General features: G+C 65.7%; 17 protein-coding genes and 1 riboswitch. Of the genes, 3 read left to right on the forward strand and 14 right to left on the reverse strand.

What is annotated here, in order from left to right; genetic code table 11:
- Nucleotides 1–21 precede the first annotated feature (21 nt).
- The 7 genes from bcsC to bcsG are packed head-to-tail and all read right to left on the reverse strand — an operon-like array spanning nt 22 to nt 11,872.
- Nucleotides 22–3,465, reverse strand: coding sequence for a cellulose synthase complex outer membrane protein BcsC (gene bcsC / locus WIR04_RS17215; protein ID WP_338888549.1), 3,444 nt, complete (start codon nt 3,463–3,465; stop codon nt 22–24).
- On the reverse strand, nt 3,450–4,559 hold the full coding sequence (bcsZ, locus tag WIR04_RS17220) for a cellulose synthase complex periplasmic endoglucanase BcsZ (RefSeq protein ID WP_338888551.1): 1,110 nt from the start codon (nt 4,557–4,559) through the stop codon (nt 3,450–3,452). Before bcsZ ends, bcsC begins: the two co-directional genes overlap by 16 nt.
- Nucleotides 4,560–4,562: 3 nt before the next feature.
- Nucleotides 4,563–6,788, reverse strand: coding sequence for a cellulose biosynthesis cyclic di-GMP-binding regulatory protein BcsB (gene bcsB, locus WIR04_RS17225; protein ID WP_338888553.1), 2,226 nt, complete (start codon nt 6,786–6,788; stop codon nt 4,563–4,565).
- Complete coding sequence (gene bcsA, locus WIR04_RS17230; RefSeq protein WP_338888555.1) at nt 6,785–9,352, reverse strand: UDP-forming cellulose synthase catalytic subunit; 2,568 nt, start codon at nt 9,350–9,352, stop codon at nt 6,785–6,787. The genes bcsB and bcsA overlap by 4 nt, the downstream gene beginning before the upstream one ends.
- Nucleotides 9,346–10,014, reverse strand: a complete 669-nt coding sequence (bcsQ, locus tag WIR04_RS17235) for a cellulose biosynthesis protein BcsQ (protein WP_338888557.1) — start codon at nt 10,012–10,014, stop codon at nt 9,346–9,348. The genes bcsA and bcsQ overlap by 7 nt, the downstream gene beginning before the upstream one ends.
- Nucleotides 10,011–10,211, reverse strand: coding sequence for a cellulose biosynthesis protein BcsR (gene bcsR, locus WIR04_RS17240; protein WP_338888559.1), 201 nt, complete (start codon nt 10,209–10,211; stop codon nt 10,011–10,013). Before bcsR ends, bcsQ begins: the two co-directional genes overlap by 4 nt.
- 14 nt (nt 10,212–10,225) lie before the next feature.
- A complete protein-coding gene (bcsG, locus tag WIR04_RS17245; RefSeq protein WP_338888561.1) occupies nt 10,226–11,872 on the reverse strand; it encodes a cellulose biosynthesis protein BcsG in 1,647 nt (548 codons plus the stop codon).
- A 394-nt stretch (nt 11,873–12,266) separates the two neighbouring features.
- Between bcsG and WIR04_RS17250 the strand changes: the two genes are divergently transcribed.
- On the forward strand, nt 12,267–13,463 hold the full coding sequence (locus tag WIR04_RS17250; protein WP_338888563.1) for an amino acid aminotransferase: 1,197 nt from the start codon (nt 12,267–12,269) through the stop codon (nt 13,461–13,463).
- A gap of 115 nt (nt 13,464–13,578) precedes the next feature.
- On the forward strand, nt 13,579–14,505 hold the full coding sequence (locus WIR04_RS17255) for a LysR family transcriptional regulator (RefSeq protein WP_025325767.1): 927 nt from the start codon (nt 13,579–13,581) through the stop codon (nt 14,503–14,505).
- 14 nt (nt 14,506–14,519) lie between these two features.
- Here WIR04_RS17255 and WIR04_RS17260 read toward each other — a convergent pair whose 3' ends face one another.
- The 7 genes from WIR04_RS17260 to WIR04_RS17290 form a co-directional block, all read right to left on the reverse strand.
- The gene (locus WIR04_RS17260) at nt 14,520–14,843 is read right to left on the reverse strand and encodes a DUF1820 family protein (protein ID WP_106884945.1); all 324 of its coding nucleotides are present in this window, start codon (nt 14,841–14,843) and stop codon (nt 14,520–14,522) included.
- Nucleotides 14,844–14,961: 118 nt separating this feature from the next.
- Complete coding sequence (locus tag WIR04_RS17265) at nt 14,962–15,846, reverse strand: YjjW family glycine radical enzyme activase (RefSeq protein ID WP_338892620.1); 885 nt, start codon at nt 15,844–15,846, stop codon at nt 14,962–14,964.
- A complete protein-coding gene (locus WIR04_RS17270; protein ID WP_338888568.1) occupies nt 15,839–17,365 on the reverse strand; it encodes a YjjI family glycine radical enzyme in 1,527 nt (508 codons plus the stop codon). The genes WIR04_RS17265 and WIR04_RS17270 overlap by 8 nt, the downstream gene beginning before the upstream one ends.
- A 115-nt stretch (nt 17,366–17,480) precedes the next feature.
- Entirely contained in the window at nt 17,481–17,822 is a 342-nt protein-coding gene (locus WIR04_RS17275; RefSeq protein ID WP_307766552.1) for an AzlD domain-containing protein, read from the reverse strand.
- A gap of 2 nt (nt 17,823–17,824) precedes the next feature.
- The gene (locus WIR04_RS17280; RefSeq protein ID WP_338888571.1) at nt 17,825–18,538 is read right to left on the reverse strand and encodes an AzlC family ABC transporter permease; all 714 of its coding nucleotides are present in this window, start codon (nt 18,536–18,538) and stop codon (nt 17,825–17,827) included.
- Between the two features lie 120 nt (nt 18,539–18,658).
- Nucleotides 18,659–19,114, reverse strand: a complete 456-nt coding sequence (locus WIR04_RS17285) for a L,D-transpeptidase family protein (protein ID WP_049828098.1) — start codon at nt 19,112–19,114, stop codon at nt 18,659–18,661.
- A gap of 357 nt (nt 19,115–19,471) precedes the next feature.
- Entirely contained in the window at nt 19,472–21,322 is a 1,851-nt protein-coding gene (locus WIR04_RS17290; RefSeq protein ID WP_338888573.1) for a M3 family metallopeptidase, read from the reverse strand.
- A gap of 295 nt (nt 21,323–21,617) precedes the next feature.
- Between WIR04_RS17290 and WIR04_RS17295 the strand changes: the two genes are divergently transcribed.
- On the forward strand, nt 21,618–23,303 hold the full coding sequence (locus WIR04_RS17295; protein ID WP_338888575.1) for a methyl-accepting chemotaxis protein: 1,686 nt from the start codon (nt 21,618–21,620) through the stop codon (nt 23,301–23,303).
- Nucleotides 23,304–23,565: 262 nt separating this feature from the next.
- Nucleotides 23,566–23,651: riboswitch (cyclic di-GMP riboswitch) on the forward strand.
- The last annotated feature ends 57 nt before the right edge of the window (nt 23,652–23,708 follow it).

Below are 23,708 nucleotides of genomic sequence, written 5' to 3' on the forward strand. Positions count from 1 at the left end.
CGGGCAAGCCGGGCGCAGGAGTCAGTCGAAGTCCGCGTAGGGGGTCAACGGCCGGGGTGGCATGTCGAGATCCCCCTGCCAGGGCTTGAAGGTGTAGCGCAGGAAGAGGGTGGCATGGCTGGGGGCATAGTCATCCGCCTGCTGGATGTCGATCCGCCCGCCGATGCGCCAGTGCTCGGTCAGGCGATGCTCCACCACGGCATTCAGGGTATAGCCGAAGCCGCTGCTGCTGCCGCCCTGCACCGGCTCGTTGCGGTCCGGCAAACCGGCTGGCAGCAGGCCTTCCAGGGGGTAGCGACGGCTGTCGTCGGTGCGGGAGCGGGACCAGGATCCCGAGCCCCCCAGCTCCCATGACCAGTCGGGGGTGCGCTGCCGGTAGCTGACCGGCACCGAGATCGAGAAGTACCCTTGCGGGCTGTAATAGCCCCCCTGACCCAGGGTATAGCCGCTCAGATCCTGCTGGTAATGCCACAGCATGCTGCTCAGCCCCACGCTGGCCCGGCGGTTCGTCTCGTTGATGAGCTTGTAGTAGCCGCCCCCCATGAGCCGGGTACGCCAGTTGTCCGGCACGTTCTTGCCCGTCAGCAGGTGTTGCTGGGCGCTGCCCCAGAAGCCGACGGCGCCCCCCAGATCATGGCTGAGATCGAGGCGAACCCCGTTCGCTCGCACTCCGCCCCAGCTGATGCCGGTCCCCGGATCCACCGTCCCCGCATAGGAGAGCAGCGAGCTGCTGACGGGCCGCCTAGAGAGGGTGAGCCCCCACCCCAGCTCGCGCCAGTCTCCCGTGACAGTCGCACCGCCGACCCAGTCCACCACCTCGAAGCCGAGGGGCGTGGTGCCCAGATCGAAGGCCCAGGCCCCCTTGTGCCAGCCCGCCGCCAGGGTGGTGCCCCGGCTCTGCTGGTGCTCCCCTCCCCGGCAGTCGCGGGCGGCGCAGGTGCCGAACTTCTCCCGGTAGGGGGAGTCCGGCAGCTGGCCCGCATCCATGTCCACCAGCTCGAGGCGGCCAAAGGCGGTACCGCCAGCCAGGGGGGTATCCAGTTGCATCATCTGGGTCAGGGCCCGCAGATCGGAGACGCCGCCGGTGCCGCTGGATCCCCAGTAATCGCTGTCGAGGGAGACAGTGGTCTGGCTCTGCCGGTAATGCCTGTCGAGATCGCTGCGCAGCCCGGAGGCCAGCCACTCCTCGCCGTCGCGACTGCGGGCGAACGCGGTCAGGGCGCCCCCATCCAGATCCTCCCTGGGGGCCAGACCTGCCGCTACCAGTCCCTTGCGATCCCGCGCCAGGGCGCCCTCGGCGTCGCCGGTGGCGAAACGCTGGCGGGCGGCGTCACGCCAGAACAGGGCCGTCTGCCGGGAGGCGGGCTGCGTCGACACCAGGGGTTCGTAGCCGGTGAAGATGGCCTGGGCCGTCTCCCCCTCCCCCAGTGCCTGATAGAGGTTTGCCACCTGGCGGTAGTAGTTGAACTCGTCCGGGGGCAAGGGGCTGACCGGCCAGACCGGCAGCCAGTGGCGAGCCGCGGCCAGATCCCCCCTGGCCTGCGCCAGTTCGGCCATGCCGAGCCTGGCCTCGGGGTGCTGAGGCGCGTGCGCCAGCACCTCTCGGTAATGGCGCTCGGCCCCGGTGGCATCCCCCCGCTCGGCGGCCCAGCCCGCCAGCATCAGGGTCACCTCATCATCGGGCTGCAACGGTTGCAGCAGGCGCTCGGCGCCCGCCTCATCCCCTTCCTGGTGCAATTGCCTGGCGTTGGCCAGCAGCTCGCCACGGGCGAGGCGGCGATCCAGCTCCTGCATGTCAGTCGACCAGCGCGCAGCCGGCACCTCGGCCAGCACGGCGCGGGCCTGGGACGACTGATCCTGCCCCGACAGGTAGAGGGCTGTGGCGTAGCGCAGGCTGTCGTTCTGTGGCTGCGCCGCCAAGCGCCCCCGCAGCAGCCGCTCCCCGCCGGCCGCATCCCCGAGACGGGCCTGGGTGGCGGCGACCCGGTAGGTCAGCCAGACATCATCCGGCATCAGCCCCAGCGCCTCCTGGCGCTGGGCCAGGGCCTGGGGCAGCTTGCCGGCCTGGTCGAGCTGATCGGCCCGCTCCTGCAACAGCTCGGCCCTGAGCCGCTTGCCCTCGGCCTGCATGGCCGGGGTGCCGTGCCGATCCAGCAGGGCCAGTGCCCGCGCCGGATCCTGCCCCTTGTAGAGATCGAACAGCCGGGCCAGGGCCCGATCACGGGCTCCCGGCATGGCGAATGCCTTGCGATAGGCGGCCTCGGCCTCGCCGTCGCGATGACGGCCCCGCTCGCTGTCTCCCAATCCGAGCCAGGCCTCCGGCTCCTTGCCATCCAGAGCGATGGCGCTGTGATAGCGGGTCGCCGCCGTCTCCCACTGCTGCTGCTCCATGGCCTGGGAGCCCTGGTTGACCAGCAGCCAGTAGCGGTTGGTGGCCAGCAGGCTGGCCCACTTCTCCTTGTCGGTCACATCGGGATGGCGCAGCACCCGCTCGAACTGGGCGATGGCGAGGGCGCGCTGATCGTTGCGGGAATAGGCCTGACCCAGGGCCCCCATGAGTTCGGGATCCCCGGGATTGGCGGCGAGGGCCCGCTGCAGCTCGGCGATGGTGGCCCCGCCGCCGCCGGTACGGGCCAGCGCCAGCTGACGGGAGCGATAGGCCGGAGAAGCCCACTGCGCCTGCTGGGTGGCGAGCAGCGCCTCGGCCTTGTCAGCCTCCATCTCGGTACTGAAGAGGGCTATGTATTGCTTCAATTCGTCGATGCTCTGGGGCCCGACAGCCATGACCTCGATGTCCGCCAGCCAGATCTCGGCCGCCTCCCCGCGGCTGTTGTCATCCTGCGCCATCTCCCGCAGCAGCCTCAGGGCCTGCTGGCGCCGCCCCTCGGCCAGGTAGTGGCGGGCCAGCCCGCTGCGCACCCGTGGCTCACCCGGATATTGCCGGTTCAGGCTCTCCAGCGAGGCCATGCCCCTGGCTCTCAGGGCGGGCATGCGCATCTGCAGCAGGGCATATTCCACCGCCACCTCGAGATTGGGGGCCAGCTCCCCCACGAACAGGGAGCGATAGAGGTGCTCGGCCTCCTCCAGCCGGCCGGCATTGGTCAGCAGCCGCGCCTGTTGCAGTTGCTGGCGCTGGGCCGAGTCGCTCAGGGCAAGATTGGCCATGCCCTGGCGGTAAATCGGGGAGTCCGGCGCCAGCTTGCCGAGCCGGGCGAGCAGCGCCTTCGCCTCCCTGGTCTTACCCTGACGCAGGGCCTGGCGCGCCTGGGCCGCCAGCAGTTCGGGATGATTGGGCTCCACCAGGGAGAGGGAGTAGAGGCTGTTGCTGACGAGATCCTCACGCCCCCTGGCCTCCCCTATCCTGACCTGCTCGAGCAGCCAGTCCACCGGCTGCACAGCCCCCAGCGCCAGGTTGCCGCTCATCAGGCAGGCGAGCAGGCAACCCAGGGTCAATCTGCTTGGCATGACTCGCTCCAGCCTGGCTGCAGGGTGCCGTCCGCGGCGAAGCGATAGCGCCCCTGATCCCAACCTGCGCCAAACAGGGTCAGGACGCTGCCGTAATAGGCGTCGGCCTGCTCACCCTGCTGTTTCACCTGCTCACGCAGGCTGGCCAGCATCGGCTGCCCCTGGGAGAGGGGCAGCAGGGCGGCGGCAAAGCCGACCGGTCCCCGCCCCTGGGTCTGGCCGCTCTGGGTGTCGACCCGCTCGGGGACGGCGCCAAGGGCCGCCGTGCTCTCCAGCATGGGGGCGAAGTGTGCCACCAGGGGCGCCTTGGCGGGATCCTCGTCGTTCAGCATGCCGAGCCAGAGATAGACCCGGATGGCGTCATAGCTGCCCTGGGGCCCCTTGTCGGCGGTCACCTGCCAGCCCTTCTCCCCCTGCCAGTCCACCCAGTCGGGGGCAAAGCCACGGGGGGCGCTGTCGCGCAGCAGCCTCGGCAGTTGCCCACGCATCTCGCGCCAGGGCCCCTGCTGCGCCGCGAAGCGGGCCAGCAGCTGGGGCGGCAGATAACTCGGGTTCAGGGTCCAGCGCCCCTCCCCCGTATAGCCGTGGGCGCCGGGCAGCAGCACCGGGCCCAGACCGGGGACTGTGGCGACCTCCTCCCGGGCGATGCGCCGCAGCAGCAGGGTGCCGATGGACTCGTAGCTGTGGTTGTCCCACAGGCGCCCCGCCTCCAGCAGGCTGTAGGCTATCCAGAGATCCGAGTCGGACGCGCTGTTCTCATCCAGCACGCCCCAGCTGCCATCCTCCTGTTGGCCCCAGAGCCAGGATGGCAGGAAGCCGGTGAGATCCCCCCGGGCGAGCCGCCGCTCCGTCCAGTCGAGCAGGCGGGCGAAGGTCTCCCTGTCGTTGTTGACCAGGGCGAAGAAGAGGCCGTAGCTCTGGCCTTCCGAGGTGGTGATCCGCCGACCGTCGGCCGGATCTATGACCCTCCCCTCCTCGCTGATGTAGTGCTGGCGGAAATGCTGCCACGCCGGCCAGTCACAGGCCGCCAGGGCAGGCAGGCTACACAGGGCCCAGAGCAGCAGGGCACCACAGGCTTTTTTCATCTGAGTCATCTCTTAATCTTCCTTCAGGCGGCTACGGCTGGCACCGGCCAGCAGCACCCGCAGGCCCCAGCCCAGCACCAGCATGCAGAGCAGCGTCAGTCCGGCGAGGCGCAGCGGGTACTCGGCAAACAGCTGCCAGACTCGCTCCCACCAGGGCAGATAGCCCACCTCATAACGCTCCCCGACCTCCAGGCTCTTCACCCCGGACTCCCGGATGATGGCCACCGAGCCCGCGACCTGGCCGCGCAGGGTGGCATTTTGCAGGGTGTTGTTGAGCAAGGTGACCCCGTCCGGACCGTCGGCCAGCAGGGCCACCAGGCTGCGCTGCTCGTGGGTCGGCGATTGCAGGCCCAGGATGACCGCGATGGCGCGGTTGCCCGTCATGCCGACCCTGGCCTGGGGCTGGCGATCGGCCATGCTGTGCAGCAGATCCCCCTGATGCTGGCGAGTCGGCTCATTGACCCAGCTGCGGGTGGCCTGCAGCAGGGCGTCTGGCGCCAGATCCCCCTGAAACTCCTCGGGCAGGGTGCCGATGAGCAGGGTATCCAGATCGGCGGTGCGGGCCTGCTCCCAGTCATCAAGGACTCGCAGGGAGAGGGCCGGATAACCAGTCTCGGCCCCGATGGCCCCCACGGCATCGAGCAGGGTGGTGATCTGTGCCGGGTGCGCCCTGGCGGGCATGACCACCTGGCTGTCGGCGAGATCCGCCATCCGGCTGAACGGGAAGCCCGCATAGGCGAAGGCCTTGAGGTTCGGCATCTCGATGAAGTGGCGATAACCGCTGAAGTCGATGGTGGAGCCATCGTCGATGCGCACCTGATGGGCAGGGGGCAGCACCAGATCGCAGCGGCCGTTCTCATTGCCCCCCTTCATCTCCCTGGCATATTCAAACGAGAAGCTCAGGCTGTTGGACTGGGTGGTCTTGAGTCCGGGCATCCGCAGCGCAGTGGCTGCGTCATCGGCAGCAAACCAGAGCGGCAGGGTGAGCAACTGCTCACTCTTGCCCTCACCCGGTTCGAGCGGGAACGACTTCATGAACTGACCGTTGACCGCCACGTCCAGGCGGGAGCCGTCCCGCTGGGTCGGCGCCGTGTGGTGGTACTTGAGATCCGTCTTGATGCCGTTGGATCCCAGCAGATAGAGATCCGGCGGCAACCGCAGCGTCAGGCTCATGGGCCAGAGCCGGTTGCCCGTGGCCTGCAGCTGGCCCGGATAATCGGTCAGTTCGTCGAACCGCATCTTGCGATCGAGTCGCACCCAGTTGGGGGCGTCATAAGGCTGGCGCGGGGCCAGGGGTTTCACCTCGTCCACCAGCACGCTCTGGCCGCGCAGCAGCACCTCACCCTGAGCCAGCCCCTTGGCCGCGGTCAGCAGATCCTGCTGATCCCGCCCCAGGATCAGCAGCAGCTTCACATAGGGGTTGTCGGGGGAGCTGATCATGTCGATGGTCGGTCCCTTCACCTTGGGGTAGTCGACCAGGAAATCGGGGCGGGCGTCATTGGTGGCGAAGATCACGGCGTTGCGATCCGGCAACTGGTTGATGAGCACAGGGAAGTGCTGACCCCGCCACTGGGCCTTGGTACCGAACCAGGACGCCAGCACGGCCGCCGCCTGCTGTTGCAGGAGCGGGACTGTGCCGCTGAACACCATGGGCAGGATCAGCTTGCCATTGTCCCGCACGTCGAGGAACGGCATGGGGAAGAAGGAGAGCTCGTTGCGCACCGGCAGGGTCTGCAGTTGCAGGCTCAGCTTGCTGTCCCGGTTGACGTTGAGCCACAGGGTGTCGCTCGCCGGGTTCTCGCACACCTTCTGGTAGTGGCCGACGAAGCTCACCTTGATCCGGTTGAAGTCCTTGGCGTAGCGCGGATCCAGCTCGATGCGGGCATGGGTACGCTCCCCCATCTGCTCCTTGGTGAGGGCGGTGACCCCCATCAGCTCGTCATTGAGGTAGACCTTGATCTGGGAGAGCAGCGGCAGCAAGGAGGGGGACGGAGTGAAGTCGAGATCCAGGCTGGCCCGAGTGACCACCTCGTCCCGCCGCACCGTGAAGTCCGCCTGACCGTCAGGCGCATTGCCACGCAGGGAGAGGGTGCCAGGAGACGAGGACATCTGTTCGAAACTCAGGTCCTGGCTGCGCACCGGTGCGGGTACCGGCGGCAAGGGACCGCTGGCCTCGGCGGCCAACGCACTCTGCGTCATCAGCAGGAGAGGGATAAGGTAGCGTTGTGGTTTCATCATCCTTTCACTGTCTGTGTGGTCGGAGCCCCTGACCGGAAATCCGGCGAGACGCGACGAGGAACGAAAGAGAGCAGCCAGCGAGCCAGCTTCTCAAACAGGATACAAACAAAGCCGATGGGTGAGGTGCGCGCCAGGCGCCAGTAGGCCCCCCAGCCGAGCAGCGTGATGTCGAGCAGACTGTGGAGCGGGCGATCCTTGCCGAGGCGCTGCTGCCACAGGGACCAGGTGTCGGCCCGGGCGAAGGTGCACTGGATGAAGGCGATGTGCTGGGCCTGCGCCATGGGCTCCAGCTCCAGCCCCAGCTTGCGGCCGAACACCCGCTGCACCTTGGCGGCGAAGGCCTGCTCCCGCTGGCCGTGGCGCAGCAGCAGCCAGACCCTCTCCTTGTCGGCCAGGGGCAGGGCGTCCTCGAGCAGGACGCCGACCCCGCCATTGGAGTAGTCCTTGAGGGTGCAGGGGTAGAGGTGGCCGTTGGCCAGCTTGATGGCCGCCGGCATCACCATCTCCACCCTGGGATTGGTGCGCACCTGGCGCGACTCGAACGCCACCGCCAGCGCACCGCCCAGTATGGTCATGTTGTAGAGGGTCCACAGCATGCCGAGGATCAGGGTCAGCACCTCGTCGGCCGGGCCGGTGCAGATGCGCCAGATGCCAAAGCCCAGCCCGCACAGGTTGAGCAGGATCAGGATCAGATAGGGCCTGGAGACCGACAGATCCAGATACAGCTCCTCCGTCATGCCCCCCTTGGCGGTGACGTTGAACTTGCCCTTGTGGGGGGCAAACAGCGCCACCGTGGTCGGCCGGGCTATGTACCAGGCCAGCACCGTCTCGTAGACCTCCCCCCAGAAGGAGTGGCGCACCTTGCCCTGCAGCCGGGAGTTGGTCAGGGCGCTGTGGAAGATGTGCGGCAACATGTAGAGGGCGATGGCCGCCGCCGGGGCATAGATGATGTAGGCGTGCAGGATCAGGAAGGCGAGCGGCGCCGTCAGGAAGATGAGGCGCGGTATGCCCGACAGGAAGTGCAGCATGGCGTTGAAGTAGCAGAGCCGCTGCCCCAGATTGAGCCCCTTGCCAAACAGGGGGTTGTCCAGGCGCAGGATCTGCACCATGCCGCGCGCCCAGCGGATGCGCTGCCCTATGTGGGCGGAGAGACTCTCGGTGGCCAGCCCCGCCGCCAGGGGGATGCGGATATAGGCGGAGGTGTAGCCAAGGCGGTGCAGCCGCAACGAGGTGTGGGCATCCTCGGTGACCGTCTCCACCGCTATGCCGCCGATCTCGTCCAGGGCAGAGCGCTTGATGACGGCGCAGGAGCCGCAGAAGAAGCTGGCGTCCCACATGTCGTTGCCATCCTGCACCAGGCCGTAGAAGAGGGCCCCCTCGTTGGGCATCTTGCGAAACCGCTGCAGGTTGTGCTCGAACGGATCGGCGGAGAAGAAGTGATGGGGGGTCTGCACCACTCCGAGTTTGGGATCCCGGTAGAACCAGCCCACCGTCATCTGCAGGAAGGATCGGGTCGGCAGGTGATCGCAGTCGAAGATGGCGACCAGATCCCCGCTCGCCTGCTTGAGGGCGTGATTGATGTTGCCCGCCTTGGCGTGCTCGTGGGTCGGCCGCGCCACGTAGCGGATCCCCGCCTCTTCGGCGAAGGCGCGAAACGGCGCCCTATCCCCGTCATCGAGCAGCCAGATGGTCAGCTTGTCGGCGGGCCAGTCGAGGGCCAGGGCCGCGTAGACAGTGCCCTTGACGATGGCGAGATCCTCGTTGTAGGTGGGGATCATCAGATCCACGCTGGGCCACTGTGCCGGGTCCGCCGGCAAGGGCGCCGGGGGGCGATTCAGCGGCCAGGCCGTCTGCCAGTAGCCGAGCAGCAGCACTATCCAGGCATAGGTTTCGGCGGCCAGCAACAGCAGGCCGCAGGTGAGACTGACGGGATCGAACCAGTCCAGGGTGGAGGTGTAGCGCCACCAGATGTAGCGGCAGGAGACGGTGAGGGAGAGCACCATCATCATCAGCATGGGGTAACGGCCCGGCACGGCGCGCAGTATGAAGGCCATCCCCATCAGCATGATGACGAACACCAGCTGGGCCTCCAGGGTGAATGGCTGGGTAATGCAGAGCAGGGAGAGGGTGCCTGCCACCGCGCAGAGCAGCACGCTCTTCCAGCGCGCCTCCCGGGGGGTGGCCCTGGCCGCCGCCAGCCCCCTCTCTTCCTGCCGGATCAGGAAGCGGCCGAGGGCCTGGGTGCCCCATTGCCAGGCCCGCTGCCAGGAGGCGGGCCAGCGCAGGGGGATAGGCTTGGGGCGGCGCACTATGATCCAGACACTCTGCAGCAGGATCCGCAGGGGATCCCCGACCCGGGGCCGGGCCAGGTGGGGATAGAGCCCCTGGGCGTGGCCCAGCACCCACTGCCAGCCATGGCGCTCCAGAGGGAAGAGGGTCCAGGCCAGCAGCCACACCAGGGTCAGACCGGCGGACCCCAGCCGGGAGCCGCCCTGGCGGCGCAGCGCCTGGTAACGCCGGGAGCACCAGAGGCTCGCCGTCGGCGTCAACAGCCGGGCTAGCATGGCTCGTTGCCCCCGGCGCCCAGACACCAGCTGGCCAGGGAGGCCAGTTCGTGGGCGATCAGGCTGGTGGGGGCATAGCGGCCCACCGGCTGCTTGGCGGCCATGGCTTCGGCCATCGCCTCGTCCCGGTGCAGACGCAGGCCGAGCAGGGGCAGGCCGGCCGCCTGCCAGAGATCCAGCAGATCCTGCTGCAGGGCCCGGCGACTGCTGAACTGGGTCACCAGCAATCGCTCCCCGGCTGCCCAGGCATGGCGATGGAGCCGCACATGGCAGTTGGCATCGGCATTGACTATGGTCAGCAGTCGGCAAGGGAGCGCGTGAACCGGGCCCAGGGGCAAGTCCAGCAGCACCAGATCATAGCCTTCGAGGGCCTGCAGCCAGTCCCCTGCGGATGCCCCCTGCTGGCCGCCATGGGGCAGCAGATCCAGCCCCTCCTCATAGTGATGGAGCGCCGATCGCCACTCCAGTGCCGGATCCGCCAGCCGGCTCCAGCCCCTGGCATCGGCATGGGGCAACCCCAGATGGATGCCAAGCAGGTTGTCATGGCACAGATCCACCGCCAGCACCCGGGCCCCCTGCTCCCGGGCCGCCAGCGCCAGGCCGGCGACCAGGGAGCTGGTGCCCACGCCGCCACGGATCCCTTGCAGGGCAACGTAATTCATTCAGGCCCCCTCATCTCCAGCTCCGCCAGCAGGGGGAAGCGCTCGCGCAAGGCGACGAGCCGCTCCCTGAAGGCGATGTCCTGATAGGAGAGACTCACGCCGAAGGCCTGCTGCACCATGGCCACGTCGCTCATCATGCCGCCTTCGACCGGCACACCGAAGGGGGTTGGCGTCAGGGGTCGTCGTTCACTCTGCATGTCAGCCTCCGGTGTCATTGGGGATAGGGGACCCAGTCCCCCTGCCCCAGCTTGATGTGGAACTTGTTCTGGTACTCGATCACGACCGAGCCCTGGTTCTCCGAGACCGAGGGGGTCTCGGGCAGGCCGCCCAGCAGCGCATCCCAGTCGATGGTGTCAGTGCCAAAAATGTTGCCCCCCACCAGCCGGGACACCAGCTCGGACACAGCCAGGAAACTGCTGGGGGTGTCGATGTTGCGGGTCGCCTCGTGCTTCGCCTTGGTCCCGAGCAGGGCTACCCCCACCGGTACCTGGGTGATGCTCGGGCTCGGAATGTCCCGCAGCCCGGGCATCTGCATCTTGTCGCCGGCCAGCGCGGCCCCGTGCTCCGGCACCATCACCACGGCCACCTTGCGACCGGATTGCTCCAGCGTCGTCATGAAGTCGTCCAGTTGATCCAGCAGCACCTTGAGCCTGGCCTTGTAGGGGGCAATCTGACGGCTGGCCGCGTAGCGGTTGCCGTCGTGCAGGGCGATAAGGTTGAAGAAGGTCATGTTGCGCGCCGCCTGACTCTTCTTCCGCTCGCTCAGCCAGCGTCCGAACAGGGCATCATCCCGATAGATGGGCTCCCCGTCGAAGGAGGCGAGATCGTGGGCCAGCCCCTCCTTGCTCATCGGCGTGATGTCCAGCCCGGCGTACTGCTGCAGGCCCGTCAGGTAGTTGCCAAAGGCCCCCGAGTGATCCATGGCGACCTGCTTGTCGAAACCGAGCTGGGCCAGGTTCTCGAACAGCAGGCACTGGCTGGGGGCCGTCACATAAAGCCCCTGGTGGCTGGTCTGTCCGCAGCTGGCCCGCAGTAACCGGATGGAGCTCGGGCCGCTGTAGGAGGTCGCGGAGTTGAAGTGGTTGAAGCGAATGTCGAAATGGCGCCAAACCGGGTGCCCGGTCAGGCCGCTGGCCTCCACATCGCTCCAGGCCAGGGAGCAGACGTTGATGATCAGCACATCGAAGGGCGTCGCATCCGCCGGCAGGGTGCTCGGGAAGCGCACCAGGCGCTCCTGCTCCTCCCGGTAGAAGTCATCGAGATAGGCGTTGAGGTTCTCGTTGGTCGGCGGGGCGCTCTGATCCAGCTGCTCTTCCATCGACCCCTGCCGCGCTGTGGACTCGGCTTGCGGGGATGTGATCGTGCCGGAGGCCACCGCATCACGGGAAGCAAAGGGATCTCCCACCAGGGGAGAGAGCCATAACCAGAGCAGGGCAAGCAGGACCCAGGGGGTGAAGCGCAGCCACTGGGCGATGAACAGATAGAGGGTCAGCATCACGAAGCCGGCCCCGACCATTTCCCAGTTGATGAAACGCCCGAGCAGCTCCAGCCAGTAATCCAGGGTGAAGGAGAAGACCTGCCCCCCCTGGGCGCGGATGCTCTCTATCCCCGGCAACCAGGTGTCGTGATAGAGGATCCCCGCCCCGACAGGCAGTGCCAGCCAGTGCCGGATCCGCCGCAACCCCGCCCAAGGAAGGGGAAAGATCAGGAAGGCGGCAAACACCAGATTGATCAGCGGATGAAAATTGAGGTAGCCCGCCCAGAGCAGGGCAAACTTGGCAAGGAAATAGATATTCCAGCCACCCAGGCCGTGCCAGTCCAGCCAGGGGGAAGCGGCATCAGAAAAGTGTCGAGTCATCGGTGATGGGTCACCCGTTATGGTGGGGCCCTCAGCAGGACCCAGGCACACTGCAATGGTTGTCAGAAAATACGCAGTTTATTATGCAACTAAATACCTGTCTCAGGTGGCCCCGCATGACATCCGGGTAACCGGTTGACCCTCATGACCGAGCGCCATATGTGCGATTATGTTATCCAAGTGACACTATAAAAGGCACCCTCAACAACCAAAATGGGGGGGACTGATGCCATGACCGGCATTTTCTATCTCGACACCGGTGTCCGCTTGCTACGACAACAGCTGTCACCCTTGCCGCCATGCCGAACAACTTGAGGCCACATCCAGATTACGCCATGATAACGGCCCCGGCCTTGGGCCGGCGAAATTGGACAGTCAACCTCAAGGACCCCCCATGTTTGAACACGTCGATGCCTATGCTGGCGACCCCATACTCACGCTCGTCGAGACCTTCCACAAAGACACCCGCGAGCAGAAGGTGAACCTGGGGATCGGCCTCTATTACGACGAGCAGGGCCGCATTCCGCTGCTGGCCTCGGTACAGCAGGCCGAAGCCCAGCGCGCCGCCGCGCCGGCCCCGCGTCCCTACCAGCCGATGGAAGGCGCCGCCAACTACCGCACCGCGGTGCAGCACCTGCTGTTCGGTGCCGATCACGAGGCGGTCAAGGCGGGTCGCATCGCCACCATCCAGACCATCGGCGGCTCAGGCGCCCTGAAGATCGGCGCCGATCTGCTCAAGCGCTACTTCCCGGCCTCAGAGGTGTGGGTCAGCAATCCCACCTGGGACAACCACAAGGCGATGTTCGAGGGCGCCGGCATCAGGGTGCACGACTACCCCTACTACGATGCGGCCACCGGCGGCGTACTGTTTGACGCCATGATCGACTGCCTGAGCAGCCTGCCGACCAGGAGCATAGTGCTGCTGCATCCCTGCTGCCACAACCCGACCGGGGTGGATCTCTCCCGCGCCCAGTGGGACCAGGTGATCGCGCTGGTAGTCGAGAAGAACCTGATCCCCTTCATGGATATCGCCTATCAGGGCTTCGGCGACGGGCTGGAAGAGGATGCCTACGCCATTCGCGCCATGGTGGCCGCCGGCGTCAGCTTCTTCGTCAGCAACTCCTTCTCCAAGAACCTCTCCTTCTACGGCGAGCGCTGTGGCGGCCTGTCGGTCATCTGCAAAGATGCCGAAGAGGCGAGCCGGGTGCTGGGCCAGATGAAGGCCACCGTGCGCCGCAACTACTCCAGCCCGCCCACCCACGGCGGCCAGATCACCGCGGCCGTGATGAACGATGCCAGCCTGCACGCCCTCTGGGTCGGTGAGGTGACCGAGATGCGCACCCGCATCAAGGCGATGCGCGAGAAGCTGTTCGAGGTGCTGAGCGCCAAGGTGCCGGGCCGCGACTTCAGCTACTTCATCAACCAGCGCGGCATGTTCAGCTACACCGGCTTCACCCCGGAGCAGGTGGACCGTCTGCGCGAAGAGTTCGCTGTCTATCTGGTGCGCTCCGGCCGCATGTGCGTGGCGGGCCTCAACAGCCGCAACGTCGACTATGTGGCCGACGCCATGGCCGCCGTGCTCAAGGGCTGATCCCCGCAAGCCCCGCTTCGGCGGGGCTTTTTGTTTGCTCCGTCTGGAGGGGCAATCCCGGCTGCCAGACGCTCCCCTCATCCTCGCCCGCACGGGCTTAATCCCGGGAGGTTTTATGGATCTCATCGCGCTTTCCCGCCTGGGCGGTCGTCATCTGGTCACCCTGCACCTGCTGCTGGACACCCAAAGCGTCACCCGCAGCGCCGAGCGCCTCTGCACCACCCCCTCCTCCGTCAGCAAGACCCTCAACCAGCTACGGGATCTGCTGGGGGATCAGCTGCTCTACCGTCAGGGCAACCAGCTGTTGCTGACCCCCTTTGCCGAGCGGCTCGGTCCCAGCCTGCGCCGGCTGCTGAGCGAGCTCAACGGCCTCACCAGTCCGGAGGGCTTCAACCCCGCCAGCTGGCAGGGGGAGCTGAATCTGGCGATGCGCGAGAGCAGCATGATCTGGCCCATGGGGCCCGTGCTGGGAAAATTGATGCAGGAGGTACCCGGACTGGTGCCCGTCATCTGGAACAAGGATCAGCAGGGACTGGCGGCACTGGCGGCGGGCAAGCTCGACTTCGTGATCCTGCCCCACGATCAGAGCCAGCCCCTGCCCAGCCAGCCTGGCCTGATATGGGAGACCCTGCGGGAAGACAAGCTGGTCTGCCTGCTGCGCGCGGAGCATCCGGCGCAGGATCAGCCCTGGGATCTGGATGCCTATTTAAGCTGGCGCCATATCGTCATTCGTGACAGCGAGCTGGCCGACCCCTTCTTCGAGCAGAGCCTGGCCCAGCGCCAGGTAAGGCGCCAGATAGGAGCCACCCTGCCGGACTTTGGCAGTGCGGCCGCCCTGCTGCGCCAGAGCGATCTCATCCTCACCGCCATCGACGGCTGGGCCGGGCAGGCCAGGCCATCCGGGCTGGTGAGCCGACCCGTCCCGTTCGACTATGGTGCCGTGACCCACAGCCTGGTGTGGTACGGCCCCCTGGGGGAAGATCCCGCCCTGCACTGGTTCCGCCAGCGGATCCTGCAGCTGGCCCGGGAGCTGGGTGCCTGAGAGTACCCGGGGGCTCAGGGTTTCTTGGTGTAGATGGGGCTCGGGAAGGAGGCGACGTTGTTGCCCAGCTCAGTGATGCGGGCCGCCCCCTGCTTGCGCACCTGATCGATGCGCAGCACCTGGTGCATGGGGATCAGGGTGCGGTTGACGTCGGCAAACTCACTCTTGAGCTTCTCGTGGCTGGGATCGACGATGAGCGCCGTGTGGTTGTCCCACACGAAGTTCGCGATCTCGATGAAGCCAAACAGCTGGCCCTGATTCACGTCCCTGACATAGACCTCGTAACGCTCGTTGTGACAAATAAACTGCACTCGATATAAGGCGTTGGCTTCACTCATGGGTATCTGTTGATGATGGGCGGTTTTCCCATTCTAGCCGCCACTTTCCGCGCACCAAATAGACAGACATCACAGTTGCGTCATATCGGGTCTCAGGAAACAGAACATTCGGTGCCCGTCACAGTGGTGGCAGGGCAACAGGGCCAAATCCTTTCACCTTCAATGCGTTGGACAACCTCTCAAGCTCCTCCATGGCGGCCTCCTGCCAGCCCATCGCCTCCCCGCGCACCCCGTGATGGCGAAAACCGTTGAGACGAATGGGCACGGGTCCCAGGGTCTGCAAGAAGGTGGCCAGCCCGGCGTCCAGCTCCCCTCCGGCGTCCAGAAAATCGCTGTGCCCCGGCACCTGGAGCAGCCGTAACTCCGCCAGCTTGCCCGCCCGCGCAAGCAGTTGCAGCGAGGCCAGCACCCGCTCCCGCCCCTGGCCGGTGAGCGCATGGTGCACCGACTCGCGCCACCCCTTGAGATCGATCATGGCGCCGTCCAGCACCGGCAGCAGCCGCTGCCAGCCCGTTTCACCAAGGGATCCGTTGCTGTCCAGCAGGCAGCTCAGGTGGGCCAGGTCGGGCGCGGCCTTGATGGCCGCAAAGAGTGCCACCACGAAGGGGAGCTGGGTGGTCGCCTCGCCGCCGGAGACGGTAATGCCGGTAAGCAACGGGCCGTAGCGACGCAGCAGGGCCAGCCCCTCGGCCACCGACATCTGGTGGGTCTTGGGGCTGGCGCTGCGGGGACAGGCATCCAGGCAGCGATCACAGTGGGTACAGAGAGACGCCTGCCAACGCACCCTGCCATCAATGAGAGTCAGGGCGCCGCTCGGGCAGCCGGGCACGCAGTCGCCACAGTGATCGCACAGCCCTATGGTGTGGGGGTTATGGCAGCCCGGGCAGCGAAAGTTGCACCCTTGCAGGAAGAGCACCAGCCGATTGCCCGGCCCGTCCACGCAGGAGAAGGGCAACCAGCGGCTGACCGTCGCGGTGCGCCCTCCCTTGTCGTCCTCAGTCATCACACAGGGTTGCCTCGAGGGCAACCACCCGCGGCGCCCGCTGGCGGATCCCGGTCAGCTCGCTCGCCTCGGCGCCGAGGCTGGTGGTCTGCAACCGCGAGCCTTCGGCGGCGAAGCGGGCCACGTCGCTCTTGCGGATCATGTAGCCGGTCACCCGCACCAGATCGCTGTCCGCCACGTTGGCACTGAATTCGCGCATGCCTAGGGCGAAAGCCCCCTTGCAGAGCTGTAGCAGCGCCTGCGGGTTCTGACGGATGGTGGGATCCAGGGTCAGGATCTCGCTGATCCCGGAGTGGTAGTAGCAGTGATGCGGGGCCAGGGCCAGCAGGTGGCTGGCGGGATCCGGCTCCTCCCCATAAGGGATGCGCACCCCGGGGGTGACTCCCTTGTCCAGGCTGAGCCCGCCCTGGGAGTGCAGCAGGGCACGCCCGCCCCAGGCGTGGTGCTGGGGCCGGACAGTCACCCAGGCCGAGAGCCGGGCCGAGATGCGATGGCCGAGCTGGTTCGCCCCCTCGTCGTGGCCATAGCGCCCGGGCAGCCCCTCTTTATCCATCAGCAGGTTCACCGCCTCCGCCATGCCATGGATGCCGAACATGGGCACGAAACGCCCCTCCTCGATCAACCCCTCCTCCACCAGGAAGCAGGCGAAGAAACCGGACTCTTCGTGCAGGAAGGCGGCCCTTGCCTCGATGAGGCGGGAGGCCTGCTCGCAATAGTGGGGGAGCCAGCGCGTCATGAACGCCTCAAGGTCGGCGCTCTGCTCGGCCATCCCCTTGAGGGAGAGGCGCACCAGGGTGTTGGCACCGCCTCCTAGGGGCAGGGCGTTGTAGCAGCTGACGATGCCAAAGCCCCGCTCATCGAAGGTCTCCCTGTGGATCGGGTAGTTGACTATGTGAGGCTTGCCGCACAGGGCTATGTTCTGCACCCCCTGCATCAGCAGGCTGTCCGGGGTCGATGCGGGATCGTGAAACAGGCTGAGGTTCGGTGCCACCTGCTTGAGTTCGCCGTCGATGCGCAGGATCAGGCGGCAGATCCTGTTGTCATCCGGGCCTATGTTGACGTGCATGAAGGCATCCGGCAGCACCCTGTCCAGGTAGATCCAGAAGCCTTTCAGCTTGCGATACAGCGCCTCGTCATCCAGATCCCCGACGAAGGGCAGCAGCAGGTGATCGAGGCGCCCCAGCCAGACCGGCATGCCGGTGACCGAGGGCACATGGTGATAGAGGATGCGCAGGGCATCAAGGGCCTCGTCGAAATCCCGTGGCGGCGCCAGCTCCAGCCAGGGGGAGCCCTGGCGCAGGAACTTCTCATAGTCCGGCAGCACGTAACGCGGCTTGTAGGGAGCATGTCCCTCGAACATGTCGCAGAGCACCCCTTGTGCCATCGCCTCGGCCACCTCGGCAGGCAGCGCGGGATAGGGCAGCGCATTCTCGGCGGCGAGCGCCAGGGCATGGCTCTTCTGAGCCGGGGAGAGCAGGGGGTCGCGCACTATGCGCTGGCAGCTGGCGGTGAGGGACATGGGAAACTCCTTGGCGGATGATTCCTAAATCCTCACACTCGAGAGGCCTTTTTTGAAGTGACATTCATAACATAACGGATGTCCGATAAAGACATCCGTTAGGCGGGATCACGGCTCAAACCAACCAGGGCAGCAGCGCCGCCAATCCCCCCTGCCAGCGCAGCAGGAAGAAGCCCCCCATGCCGACCACCACCACCACCAGGGTCGGCAGCCGCAGCAGGGTCAGGGCGGTCACCAGCAGAGTGGCAGCCAGGTAGTCCGGATCCCACGCCAGCCCCTTGCCCGGCTCATAGCTGAAGACGATGGGCAGCCAGATGGCGGTCAGCACCGACTGGGCCGAGAAGCTGAGGAAGGCCCCCATCTCGGCACCGGGCTGATAGCGGGTCAGCCGCGAGAAGAAGGCGAAGCGGTTGAAGAAGGTGATCAGGGCCAGCAGGCCAATCATCAGCCAGCCCATGGTCATCTCCTCATCCGGTGCAAGACATAGCCCACCACCATGCCGGCCAGGGCCGAGATGATGATATGGATCTCCGCCAGCAGCGGCTTGGTGAGCAGCGCAGTGCCGCCGCTCACCAGAGTCGCCGCCACCATGGGCAGGTTCTTCATGGCCGGTATGGTCATGGCGATGAAGGTGGCGGCGATGGCAAAGTCCAGCCCCATCTTGTCCAGCCCCTCGATGTACTGGCCGGCGGCGATGCCGAGCAGGGTCGCCAGGTTCCAGAACAGGTAGAACACGAAGCCCGCGATCAGGGCATAGGCGGGGTTGAAGACGCCGTGGCGCTCCCTGTCTTTCAGCGCCACCGCGAACATCTCGTCGGTCAGGAAGAAGGCGAGGCTGGCACGCCAGCGCAGGGAGAGCGGCAGCACGTCCCGGCGAAAGGTGAAGCCGTAGAGCAGGTGCTGGGAGGTGATGACCATGGTAGAACCCATGATGGGCAGCAAGGGGGTACCCGCCCCGAACAAGGTGGTGGCCGAGAGCTGGGCGGCGCCGGCATAGACCAGCAGCGACATCAGCTGGGCCTGCACCGGGCTCAAGCCCGCCTGCAACGCCAGGGCGCCGCACAATATCCCCCAGGGGATGACGGAAATGGAGAGGGGGAGAATATCCAGGGTGGCGCGCCACCAGAGCACACCCGTGCGCTCGGGCGCGGCGATGCGGGTTCCTGACATCATGGGATCATCCTTGTGACTTCCAACGCGAGCCGGAAAAACTAGCACGGCGCGGGATGGGCTGTCACGCCATCCAGGGAGGAAACAAAACGCCCGCTGGGCAGCGGGCGTGAACGGCGAGGATCAGGGCTCGATGATGATGGGGGTGCCAGGCTCGACGGCGTTCCAGATCTCGTCCATCTCGTGGTTGAGCACGGCGATGCAGCCATTGGTCCAGTTGGACGGCTGTACCCTGCGATCCCCCATGCGGTTGAGCTGACCATGGATCATGATCATGCCGCCCGGGCGCACTCCCAGCTCATTGGCACGCTTGATGTCGTCCAGATTCGGGTAGTTGATGTGGATCGCCTTGTAGAAGCCGGAATTGCTCTTCTTGTAGTCGAGGGTGTAGCGCCCTTCCGGGGTACGCTGATCCCCTTCCTGCTGCTTGTGTCCCTTGGGAGCAGGCCCCAGGGCGACCCAGTAGCGCTTGACTGGCTTGCCGTCCTTCATCAGGGTCAGGCTATAACTCGACTTCTTGACCACCACCATATCGGCGGACAGGGTGGCAAAACTCAATGCGGGCCACAGCCCCAGCAAACACAACAATACGGCTCTCAATTTCCATCCCTCGACAAGCCTTCAGGGCTTTGTATTTAGCTAATCATCTGAATGTCGCCACTCTCTGGCGGCGAGCGAGCGCCATGATATGGGATCGCCGTGAATACTCAATATATCCAGAGAAACATATCTGTGGCCCGCCTCGCCAGCGCTCAGCCAACGCATCTGTGCCTCACCATAATAAATAGTCAAAACAGATAGATGGCGCAAAAAACAGGCGCATCTTGCGCCCCGGCTCACACCGCGGCAAAGATCCCGTCCCGCCTCGGCAACCTTGCTTCCCGCTGAAATGAGCAAACCCTGCCGATGGGCAGGGCTTGCTGGTCGAGGAGCACCTCACCGGGCGGTGGCGGGCTCGCGCTGATAATGCTGGCGGATCCAGGCCTCGAAGTCGGCCAGCATGCTGGCCTCCGACTCGCTGTTGTCGGCAATCAGCTCGGCGCCGTGCATCACCCGGATCTGGGCGTCGAGCGGAACCCCCTCTCCTGCCGGCGGGCGCTGGCTCGCCGCCACCATGCAGGCTTCGGCCGTCGCCCACGCCTGCGCCACGCTCTGGTTGCACGCCTCGGCCAATGGCACTGCACTGAAGCCTTCGCCAGTGAGGCTGCGTAGCGTCTCATCGTGGGTCATGCCATTGCCCGGCCCCCAGTAGTGGGCGGCCAGATCCGGCCCTATGCGCGGGTTGTCGGTGAGGTAGCCGTCGCGCGCAAGGAAGTAGGCGCGGGTCTGTTCCACCGCCATCAGCGCCAGCAGGTAGCCGTGATAGGCACAGGCCGACTCCTGGTTGAGCAGGTGCGGAATGGCCAGCAGCGGGCGCGGGCTCTCCACCCCGAGGATGCTGCGCTCCCAGCGGCGGGCCAGCGCCAGCACGGCGTCCGGGGTGCGCTCGGCCTCCGCCATGGCGTAGAGATCCCGCTCGAAGTAGGCCACCAGCGCTATCTGGCGCTCGTTGAAGGCACGAAACGGCTGGCGTGCCTCTATCATGGCCTTGATGAGCCCGTCGGGGATGGGCTCCCCTGCCGCATTCTTGGCGTAGCCCTTGAGCCAGTCCGCGTCCTCCAGCAGGCTGTCGCAGAACATCGACTGGGTCTCGGCATAGGCCATGGAGGTCGGCGGGAACTCCTGGGAGAAGCAGGGGGCGTTGCCGGTGACATTGGCAAAGTGTGCCGCGTGACCGCCTTCGTGGAACAGGGTGTTGAGCCCGCTCCAGCCACTGCCCACCTGGGCCGGGTTGGCCAGGCTGGTGAAGTTGACCACCGCCGGTACCCACTCCCCCTCCTGCCAGAAGCTCGGCACCGGGCCGTGGCAGAAGCCGTTCTCGTATTTTCCCTCCCGGATCAGCAGATCCAGGGTGAGGGTGGCGCCGCGGTACTGGATGCCGAGGCGACGGAAGCTCTCGACCCAATCCTTCAGCGCCCGGGAGAAGGGCACATAAGGGTCGAGCTGGCGGGTCACGTCGCCGCTCACGCTGTAACGCAGGTTGTGGGGCAGCAGGGCCTCCTCTCCCTTGGCACCCTTCAGCTCGACCAGACTCTGGTGCAGCCGGGCATCGGTGCGGGCGATGAAGTCGTCGAGCACGGCGAACAACTGCTCCGGGCTCATCTGCTCGTTCTTGTGCACCTTGTAGTCGAAGTAGTCGCGATAGCCCATGGCCCGGGCGAAGCGGTTGCGCAGGGCCACCACCTCGAGAAAGCCGTTGCCGACCACCCACTGCTCCAGGCTGTGGAACATGGCGAGCGCACTCTGGCGCACCGCCTCGTCGCTACTGGCTGCCAGCGCCGTGCTGGCTGCGGGCAGACTGCCGGGGACCCGACGACCCTGCTCGTCCAGTAAAGTCAGCTTCAGCCCCTTGCGACGGGCGAAGAGATCCGCCTCGGCAGCCACCAGCTCCTCCATCAGGGCTGAGGCCCTTGGGTCTTCGATGACGTTGCACTCGAAGAAGGCGATCCAGCCTGCCAGACCGCGCTTGAGCTCTGCCTCTTCGGCTCGGGCCAGCATCTCCCGCAGCACCGGCAGACGGGCAGGATCGGCACAGAACGCCTTGTAGGCCTGCTCTGCGGCGGTGAAGCCAGCCTGATCGTCGCTGGTGCCCATGTAGGTGGACCAGAACAGGTCCTCCTTGCGCCTGTGCACCTGCAGGTAGTCGGCGTTGAGCCGGTTGAGATAATTCCTGGCAATGGAATTCATAAATTCCCTCTTGTTATGGGGCGGCCACGAGGGCGCCCACTCCTTATTGGTGAAATGCCAACCCATTCACACTTCTTGCAAATAGAGCAGACAGATTGTGCGCCGGGATGCGCGCCATCACGCTATCAAAAGCGACGGTTTCTGTCTGCTGGCTATACTGGTTGTCAAACTGCTCAATTGCCTGTTTTTCATCGCAAGCCATTGAAAGTTAATTGAATGTTAAAAACAACAACAATCAGGTCCGGCCGGCAGATCGGCCACAACCAGATCCGCATGGGAAAGTAAGGAAAAGACTATGTTCAAGCTCGGTGATATCGCCGTGAGCCGCAAGCTGATGTTGCTGCTCTCACTGGCACTGATCGGCTTCATCGCACTGCTGCTCATCTCGGCCAGTGCCCTGCACCGCAACCTGATGAGTGAACGGGAAGCCAGGCTGCAGGCAGTGCTGGATCTGGCCATGAGCCGGATCCAGACCCTGGCCGCCACCCTCCCCGCCCGGCAGGCCCAGGCCGAAGCCAAGGCCATGCTCGACAGCATGCGCTTCGATGGAGACAACTACCTGTTCGTGCTGGACGAGGATCGCCGGGTGGTGGTGCACCCTGCCAAGCCCGAGCTGGTCGGCCAGCAGATGGGCGGGACGCCCGCCGAATCCCACTGGCAGCGCATGGTGGATCTCGGCAAGGGCGGCCAACAGGGCCGCCTGGAGTACCAGTGGGTCTCCCCCTCCGGCGAAGCGGCCCAGAAGATGTCCCTGGTGGCAGGCTACCAGCCCTGGGGCTGGATCCTGGGCTCAGGCGTGCTGCTGCAGGACATTGAGGCCACCATGTGGTCGCAATATGAGTGGATGGGCGGTGCCACCTTGCTGGCGATCCTGTTGATGGGGTGGCTGGGGGTGGCCATCAGCCGCTCCATCGTCAACCCGCTGGCGGAGATCAACAGGGCCATGGCCCAGGTGGCGGCCGGGGATCTGGTGGTCAGCATACCCGTGCATGGCAAGGATGAGCTGGGGGCCGTCGCCCACTGTACCAATCAGGGGCTGGACGCCATTCGCCGCGCCCTGCTGGAGGCGAGCCAGGGGGCCCGCAACGTGGCGGATGCCGCCCTGCGCATCGCCGCCTCCGCCGAGCAGACCAACCAGGCGGTCAACAGCCAGCGGGATCAGCTGGCCCAGCTCGCCACCGCCATGAACGAGATGAGCGCCACCATCTCGGATGTGGCGGGCCATGCCGAGAACACGGCCCGCGACACCCAGGACGCCACCAGCGAAGCCGGGCTCGGCAACGAGGATGTCCACGCCAGCGTGCACGGCATCCAGGCGCTCGCCACCGAAGTGGAGCAGGCCACCCATCAGGTCAATCGACTCAAGGAGGGGGTGATGCAGATCGGCGAGGTGACCGCCGTCATCAGCGCCATCTCGGATCAGACCAACCTGCTGGCCCTCAACGCCGCCATAGAGGCGGCCCGCGCCGGCGAGCAGGGCCGCGGTTTCGCCGTGGTGGCCGACGAGGTGCGCCAGCTGGCGAGCCGTACCCGTCACTCCACAGAGGAGATCCAGAGTACCATCACCCAGTTGCAGCAGCGGGCGGTGACCGCCGCCAGCGCCATGGATGCCAGCCGCAAGCTGGCGGAGAGCAGCGTCGGCCAGTCCGAGAAGGCGGGACAGGACCTCTCCCTCATCGTCAACCATATCCAGCACGTGAGCGACATGGCGACCCAGATAGCCACAGCGGCGGAACAGCAGAGCATGGTGGCAGAGGACATGAACCGCAACGTCAGCGGCATCAATGACTCGGCCCTGGAGATGTCGCAGGCCGCCTCCCAGCTGGCACAGGAGAGCGAGCTGCTGGCCGGGCTCTCCCGCAGCCTGGACGAGCGGCTGGCGGTCTTCAGGCTCGGCAATGCCCTCCCCCGCGACCTGGCGCCTGGTCAGGCCCACCGCCCTTCGCCCTCCCGCAGCGCAGACCAGTACCCGCACCACTGACCGTCTGACACAGTCCCATCCCCTGGCGGCCTCGCCGACAGGGGATTTTTTCATTGATGAAAAATGTCGCGATTTTGCATCTTTTGACGGAGCGGGCGAAGCCAAACCCAACTTGATGAATTAAATATAATTTTAAAAACAGAGCGTTAAGTGATTGCTCTACTCCGATGAGATCAAGCTGTAAAGATTTACACTTAATAATTTAATCAAAAAAAGCCATCATGGTGGTGCCGTCCTCAAGGGCGGCACCCTGACCCTTTATGTAGTCATTTGGCAAACTGGTTGAAAGGCCAGGACGCAAAGCCTCCGGTCTAAAGACATGTCGTCCAGGATAGCGGGGTTGCCACACCCAGGTGTGTCACGGGGAATTCCCCTGCCAACTTGACTGCCCACATCACCGAACAG

Origin of the sequence: Aeromonas rivipollensis (assembly GCF_037811135.1) — a bacterium.
Classification (GTDB): Bacteria; Pseudomonadota; Gammaproteobacteria; order Enterobacterales; family Aeromonadaceae; genus Aeromonas; species Aeromonas rivipollensis.